This is a genomic window from Rhodopirellula maiorica SM1 (assembly GCF_000346295.1).
GTDB lineage: Bacteria > Planctomycetota > Planctomycetia > Pirellulales > Pirellulaceae > Novipirellula > Novipirellula maiorica.
Map to the genome: position 1 here is coordinate 1 of NZ_ANOG01001010.1, position 7,889 is coordinate 7,889.

Below are 7,889 nucleotides of genomic sequence, written 5' to 3' on the forward strand. Positions count from 1 at the left end.
CCTGCAGCCGAAGACCCCGCTTTTTCCATACACCGCCTGCATTCAAAGACGACCGTGGCAAACCGGTCTCGACCGCGTCCTCGGGCTGCCCCCCGTTCACGCTGCATGCTCGCGATGCGATCCGTCGCCAAATGGCCGACGACAAACGCGTCACGATCATTACCGCGGCAATGTGCCAAGGCAACAAGTTGGAACCGATTCGCGAACAGTTCCCCGATCGATTCTTTGACGTCGGTATCTGTGAATCGCACGCCGTCGCCTTTGCCGCCGGTCAATGCAAAAACGGGATGCGACCAATCGTCGATATCTACAGCACGTTTCTGCAACGCAGCTACGACCAAATTTTCCAAGAGGTCGCGTTACAAGATCTGCCAGTCGTGTTCCTGATGGATCGCGCCGGTTTGACCGGCCCTGATGGCCCGACGCACCATGGCATTTTTGACGTCGGCTACCTGCGTGTCTTCCCGAACATGGTCGTCATGGCTCCTGGCTATGCCGGCGAAGTCGAATTGATGCTCGCCAAAGCGATCCAGCATGACCACTCGTGTGCGATTCGTTACCCGAAAGCATCGGCGCTGGAACTGGACCGCACCCCCGATGAAATCGTGATTGGAAAGTGCGAACGGATTCGCGAAGGCCGCGATGGCACGATCGTGGCCTACGGCGCGATGCTGGACCAAGCGCTTGCCGCAGCCGATTTGCTCGCTGACGATCTTGATGTCGGCGTCATCAACGCTCGGTTTGCCAAACCGATCGACCGCGAAATGATTCGCGAAACGATGGCCGGCGACAAGTTTGTCGTGACACTGGAAGAACACGTCAAAATGGGCGGCTTCGGTTCGGCGTTCTTAGAAGCGGCTGCCGAAGAACGGTTGGACACTCGTAAAATCCACATCCTCGCGTTGCGTGACGAATTTATCGAACACGGTGATCGCGAGGAATTGCTGGCCGAACACGGGCTGGCCGCCGAACCAATCGCAGCAACTTGCCGCGAAGCCGCCAACCTGCAACCAATCTCGCTACAATAACAGCAACGTCAACGAAGAGAAAATGAATCTTGCGGCGGACTTGCCCTGTGGCCCGTTCGCTTTTGGCCCATCCGATTCTGGCCCTTCCGCGTTTAGCCCGCCCGTCCGCCCGCTCGATTCACGCTTTCTCGCAACTCCGCTGTTCTCGACGTCCTCGGCCTCCCTCCATCAATCCAGTCATCCTTTTCGTCGAGTATTTCTACTGATGCCTGCGAACCAAGTCGTTCATTGGAGCCAGGATGGACATCGCCCTAACGTCGTGATTCTGGGAGCCCCCAATCGCGATCGTGTCCGCACGGAATTACAGCGGCTCAGACCGGTGATCGCCGACACGGCAAACATCGTTGCCGAGGACCTCAATTTCACTTACGACTTTAACGATCAATTGGTCGACTTGGTGATCGTGCTCGGCGGTGACGGGTCGATTCTGCAGGCAGCGCGGCAGATGGGAATGTCACAGTCACCGGTGCTGGGTATTAATTGTGGCCGACTCGGTTTCCTGGCTGCCTTGTCGCCTGACGATTTTTTGAACGTTTGGCCTGAGGTGATGCGGGGCGGATCCGAAGTCATCGATCACATCATGTTCCAAGTTTCCGTGCTACGTAGCGGCGAAGTCGTCGCTGAGCAATTGGCACTGAACGAAGCCGCGATCTTGCGTGGTGCTCCCTACCGAATCCTCGACATTGATCTGTATGCCGACGGCCATCTGGCGACTCGCTATCGATGCGACGGATTGATCATCGCCACGCCCGTCGGATCGACCGCGCACAACCTTTCCGCCGGCGGACCGATCCTGAGACGAAATCTGCAAGCGATCGTGATCTCGCCGATCTCACCGCATACGTTGACCTATCGTCCCGTCGTCGATTCCGCCGAAACCGTGCTCGAATTGACCGTAACCGAACCATACGATTCGACCAGCGTGGTGGTCGACGGACGGATCTTAAGTGCGCTGCAGCCCGGCGATCGTGTCCGCGTCGAACGTGCCGAACAAACCTTCAAAATGCTTGAAGTGCCCGGCCAAAACGACTACCGCACGCTGAGAGAAAAATTGGGCTGGGGTGGCTCGGTCAACTCGAAGATCGGTGACGACTGAGCAGCCGATTTCTGCGGCGAAATTCTTCGGCGATCGATCCACGGCGGGCCGTATCTCTGCACGTTCGGGCAATTTATGCGATAATACGGGCCCCGTCCGGCTGCGATGCCGACATCCCGCCTCGCCATTGCCCCCACCGATTTTTATGACTGCATCAAATGCTGCAAACGCCGCTTTAGCAACATCCCGATACGCGTCCGACGTCGCTCGCCGTACCTTTTTGACCCGATCGTTTGCCGGAATCGGAGGTCTCGCGTTGGCGTCCATCGCGGGATCTACCGCATCGGCTGCCGACAAAGCCACGCCTCCACAACGCGGCGACGACGTTCCTTGGCCCGCGCTTGCGGGGCTGCCGCACTTTGCCCCCAAGGCCAAACGGATCGTCCATCTGTGTATGGCCGGCGGCCCGTCGCACATCGAATCACTCGACCCGAAACCAGAACTGGACCGCATCGACGGACAACCGTTTCCGAGTTCGTTCACGCAAGGCCAACAATTGGCACAGCTGCAAGGATCAGCATTAAAGGCGCGAAAATCATTCGTCAAGTTCAAGAGGTGGGGCGAATCCGGTTTAGAGATGTCCGAGCTTTTTCCTCACACCGGTGCAATGGCGGACGATCTGTGTGTAATCCGCAGCATGACGACCGAACAAATCAACCACGATACCGCCCACGCGTTTATGAACACCGGATCGATCATCAAAGGTCGTCCGTGCATGGGATCATGGTTGCTGTATGGATTAGGGGCCGAAACTGAAAACTTGCCCGGTTACGTCGTGATGACATCCTCCGGACCCGGTGCCCAGCCCGTTTCGGCGCGGCAATGGAGCGCCGGGATTCTGCCCAGCCGCTACCAAGGGATTGCCTTTCAAGCAAGCGGTTCGCCGGTGCACTACATCGGTAACCCCGATGGCGTTTGCCAATCGACTCAGCGACAAGTGATTGATGAAGTGCAACGACTCAACGGCATGCTCGCCAAGCGGTACATCGATCCAGAGATTGACACACGCATCTCGCAGTACGAGATGGCCTTCAAAATGCAAACGGCCGTGCCGGAGTTGACCGACATGTCAACCGAAACACAAGACACGCTCGATGCCTATGGTGTCAAGCGTCCTGGCGATGGTTCCTACGCCTCGAATTGTCTGCTGGCCCGTCGCCTGCTTGAGCGTGGCGTCCGCTTTGTCCAGCTCTACCATCGTGGCTGGGACCATCACAGCAATCTGGAGAAAAACTTTCCGATCTCTGCCCGAGACACCGATCGCGCTACCGCCGCACTTTTGGCGGATCTGAAACGCAGCGGACTGCTCGAAGACACATTGGTGCTGTGGGGCGGCGAATTTGGCCGCACTCCGATGGCTCAAGGCAGCGGACGCGATCATCACATCAATGCCTTTAGCGTTTGGATGGCGGGCGGCGGGGTCAAACCTGGCATGACCTTCGGTGCCACCGACGAACTCGGTTACAACTCGGTCGACAACATCGTCACCGTCCATGACCTGCACGCCACGCTGCTGCATCTGTTCGGTGTCGATCACGAACGCTTGACCGCACGCTTTCAAGGCCTCGATTTGCGTTTGACCGGGGTCGAACCCAGCCGCGTTGTCAACGACATCATCGCTTAATCCTCGCGTCAACCAAATTCGTCCATCGCAGCCCCCGCCATCCGGCCGCTGCGAATGAAAACGTCCCCAACGCACCGTCACCACGCTCACTACGGCAATCGATCGAGCCCGCTTTTACCATGAATTTCAATCGCCCCCGCTTCGCCCTTGCCACCCTCAGCATCCTTGCCACCCTCAGCATCCCTGTCCTCACCTGCAGCGTTGCCTCAATCGCAGACGCGGACGAACCGCCGACCCTGGTCAGCACATCCAAGTCGCCGGTGATTCCCGAACAAGTGACCTTCAATGCTCACATTCGGCCGATCATGTCCAACACCTGCTTTGCCTGTCACGGGCCGGACGCCGAAGAAAACCCCAGCGGGTATCGCATTGATTCGTTCGCCGCCGCGACCAGCGTGTTGCCGTCCGATGACGAAGCCGTCGGCATCAAACCCGGCGACCCGATGCATAGCGAAGCGTTCTTGCGAATCATAGATGAAGGCAATGGCGAACAAATGCCGCCCGCGGAATTTCGCCATCGCTTGACCGACTACGACAAGGCCTTGTTTCGCAGATGGATCGAGCAAGGTGCGAAGTACGAACAACATTGGTCGTACGCTCCGATCGTTCGTCCCGCCGTTCCAGCGGTCAACACGTTCGCGGACAAGGTACACAACCCCATCGACGCCTTGTTTTAGCACGACTCGAAAGCGAAGGCATCTCGCCCAGCGGTATCGCTGACAAACGCACACTGCTGCGTCGATTGAGTCTCGATTTGATCGGATTGCCACCGACACCCGCCGAGCTGGAATCGTTCTTAAATGACACTTCCGCCGATGCCTACGAACACCAAGTCGAGCGGTTGTTGGCGTCAAAACATTTTGGCGAACGGATGGCCAGCTTCTGGTTAGACCTGGTTCGCTTTGCCGATACCGTCGGTTTTCATGGAGACCAAAATCAACGCGTCGCTCCCTACCGCGATTACGTGATCGATTCATTCAACTCGAACAAGCCGTTTGATGTCTTCACCCGCGAACAACTCGCCGGCGACTTGTTAGCCGACCCGACGCCACAACAATTAGCGGCGACCGGTTTGCTGCGTCTGAACATGGTCACGCGTGAAGGTGGTGCTCAACCCGAAGAATACTTGGCCAAATCCAAAGCCGACCGCGTGCGAATGATGGGGACCGCGTTCCTAGGCAGCACGCTGGCGTGTTGTGAATGCCACAACCACAAATACGATCCCTTCTCGGCACACGATTTCTATTCGATCGGCGCGTTCTTTGACGACATCCGACAATGGGGCGTGTATGCCGACTACGGTTATACGCCCAACCCGGATTTGCGAGGCTTCAACAACGACTATCCGTTTCCACCAGAGATTCGCATCGAAAGCGAATCGGCACGAAACGAGATCAAATTCTTGCAAGCCGAACGCGACCGACAACTCTATTCTGAACTTGCGGATTCAGTGCTGCCAGATGCGGAGTACACCAATTGGACTCAGTCGCTAGCCAAAACGCTGAAAACCAATCCCAGCGGCTGGATCGGTGCCGACGTCGTCGACGCGGTCGCCAGCGGCAAGACAACGCCGACGGTCAAAGACGATGGGTCGGTTCTATTGACGGGCCCGGCCAATAAGACAGAAACCATCACGCTGGACACAAAGCTGGACGCCCCCGTGCTGGTTAATTCGATCCGCGTACAGGTGTTGCCCGACGCAGCGAACAGCAACCGCGTTGGCCGCGGTGACGAAGGACGCTTTTCCTTGAGCCTGTCGGTCAACTTGGAACGAAACAGCCACGAACCACCGCAACCGGTCGCCGTCACCCCTCGCTTCGTGCGAATTGAATTGCCAGGAAAGAACAAGATCCTGTCGTTAGCCGAAGTCCAAGTGTTTGCCAAAGACGCCGATGGCAAACTGCAAAACATCGCGGTCGACGGCAAAGCTCGTCATTCATCCAATTACAAATCGGGTGACGCCTCATTGGCCATCGATGGCAACACCGACGGCCATTACTACAACGCTCAATCGGTTACTCACACCCATCCAGGCAACGATCCGTGGTGGGAAGTCGATCTTGGCACCGCGAAAAATATCGAAAAGCTTGTGATTTGGAACCGTACCGACTCTGCCGAATACGCCAAACGTCTGAGTCGTTACCAAGTGAAATTGCTGGACGAACAGCGAAACGAATTGGTCGCGTTCACACCATCGACACCGCAACCGTCCGTCGAAATCGCGGTGCCATCCGAAATCGTGGTCAACAATACCGAATCGATCCAAATTGCCTGGGGCGAAGCCGACCGCAAGAATCCCAAACGGTACCGCGGTGGCGCCGAACCGCTTGTGTTGGAAGACGTCTGGCGAAGCGGGCCGGCAATGTGGCAATTGCCTGCGAACGAAACCGAGTACCCGCACACTGCGGTTTACCATTTTGCCAAACCGGTTTGGGTCACGCCGAACGATCGTTTACAAACGACGCTTCACAGTGGCGATGTCGGACGCGTGCGGATTTCCGTTACTCCCGTGGCACATGCCATCGCTGGCTGGGACGCCGCATCGCCGGAATTGTTAGACGCGGTCCAGACGGCTGCCGACCAACGCAGCGAGCAACAGAACGCGCGGCTCGTCAGCGCATTCCATCGCTCCACTGTCCCCTATCCTCAGCAGCATTCGACGACTCATTTCTATCGCGACAAGATCCTCGAAATGCATTCCGCGATGGCGATGTCCGTCGTCGTTCAATCGGTTCCCGCAGACCGAATTCCCGAAAGCCGGGTGTTACCGCGAGGCAATTGGCAAGACAAGACGGGCGAGCTGGCGCCCCCGGCAACGCCTCACTTTTTGCCTCAGTTGGAAATCGACAGCAAGCGGCGGTTGACGCGACTCGATCTCGCCAACTGGGTCACATCGCCCGAGAACCCACTCACCTCGCGGCACGTCGTCAATCGAACCTGGAAACAGTTTTTCGGGACCGGGTTGTCGAGCAAGCTTGACGATCTAGGCAGCCAAGGCGAATGGCCAAGCCATCCGTTGCTGTTGGATTGGATGGCAGCCGAATTCATCGACAGCGGCTGGGACGTGAAGCAGCTGGTTCGCAGGATCGTCACCAGTCACACCTACCGGCAAACGGCCGCTCAGCGTGCGGATCTGATCGAACGTAATCCGTACAACCGTTTGTTGGCCAGCCAATCGCCGCGGCGGCTCGAAGCCGAAGTGATTCGCGACAACGCATTGGCGATCGCCGGTTTGTTGGTGACCGATTTCGTCGGCGGATCGAGCGTGTATCCCTACCAGCCGGATGGGCACTATTCGAACTTGCAATTTCCCAATCGAACGTATCACGCCAGCCGTGATGCACGGCAATATCGACGCGGCATCTACATGCATTGGCAGCGCACGTTCTTGCACCCGATGCTGGTCAATTTCGACGCGCCGTCGCGAGACGAATGCACCGCCGACCGGCCGCTATCGAACAGTCCGCAACAAGCCTTGACGTTATTAAACGATCCATCGTTCGCCGAAGCCTCGCACGCGATGGCCGATCGTATATTAGCCGACCACGAAAACGGCACCTTCGACGATTGGATCGACGCCGCCTTTGTGATGGCCATATCGCGACACCCCAGCGACGACGAACGCGAGGCATTAAGCGGGTTGTATCAGCGACAATTAGCGTATTACCAAGCCAATACGGAAGAGGCGAACAAGTATCTCGCCGTGGGCCGCAAGTCGTCAGCCAAATATAGCGTCGAGCCAAGTCAGCTTGCAGCGTTAGGCCAAGTGTGCCGCGTCCTATTGAACCTGCACGAAACGATCACCCGCTTTTGAAAAGATTGGGAGTGAGGAGTGAGGAGACTGGAGACTGGAGACTAAGCCGTAGCGAAACTCGCCAAGAGTTTCGTCAAAGTGGGATAGGCTTCCAGCCTGTCATCGTGTGCAAGGCCCTCCCTGCAAGCGAAACTCGCCGAGAGTTTCGTCACAATATTGCCCCGAAAGTCTCTGCGACTTTCGCTACGCCCCGCGGCCCCCCGCTTCCGCCTGGCTTGCCCAGGCGGAGCGAGCAACTGGCAGCTACCAATGCAAACCGAACCGTCTCACGATCTCCGCTTCGGGCTTGCCCCGGCGGAATCCACGCCGCGATTCGTTCCGACCGCA

Annotated in this window: 5 protein-coding genes; all 5 read left to right on the plus strand. The window is 57.5% G+C overall.

Features of this window, described 5'->3' with window-relative positions:
- Window positions 1–1,028 (plus strand): transketolase C-terminal domain-containing protein (locus RMSM_RS32585; RefSeq protein ID WP_040770701.1); only part of this gene is annotated, 1,028 nt, incomplete at its 5' end.
- Window positions 1,029–1,233: 205 nt separating this feature from the next.
- On the plus strand, window positions 1,234–2,124 hold the full coding sequence (locus RMSM_RS32590; RefSeq protein WP_008707756.1) for an NAD(+)/NADH kinase: 891 nt from the start codon (window positions 1,234–1,236) through the stop codon (window positions 2,122–2,124).
- A 145-nt stretch (window positions 2,125–2,269) separates the two neighbouring features.
- Window positions 2,270–3,748 carry a DUF1501 domain-containing protein gene (locus RMSM_RS32595; protein ID WP_008707758.1) on the plus strand — a complete coding sequence of 493 codons (1,479 nt, stop codon included), beginning with the start codon at window positions 2,270–2,272 and terminating at the stop codon, window positions 3,746–3,748.
- Window positions 3,749–3,867: 119 nt separating this feature from the next.
- Window positions 3,868–4,425 (plus strand): c-type cytochrome domain-containing protein, encoded by a 558-nt coding sequence (locus RMSM_RS42175; protein WP_008707760.1) that lies wholly within the window; start codon window positions 3,868–3,870, stop codon window positions 4,423–4,425.
- Entirely contained in the window at window positions 4,335–7,562 is a 3,228-nt protein-coding gene (locus RMSM_RS32610; protein WP_236622397.1) for a DUF1553 domain-containing protein, read from the plus strand. Before RMSM_RS42175 ends, RMSM_RS32610 begins: the two co-directional genes overlap by 91 nt.
- Window positions 7,563–7,889: the final 327 nt, after the last annotated feature.

Bases quoted from the DNA above. Each gene is read 5' to 3' on its own strand.
- RMSM_RS32590 (WP_008707756.1), top strand. From the start codon at position 1,234: ATGCCTGCGAACCAAGTCGTTCATTGGAGCCAGGATGGACATCGCCCT.
- RMSM_RS32595 (WP_008707758.1), top strand. From the start codon at position 2,270: ATGACTGCATCAAATGCTGCAAACGCCGCTTTAGCAACATCCCGATAC.
- RMSM_RS42175 (WP_008707760.1), top strand. From the start codon at position 3,868: ATGAATTTCAATCGCCCCCGCTTCGCCCTTGCCACCCTCAGCATCCTT.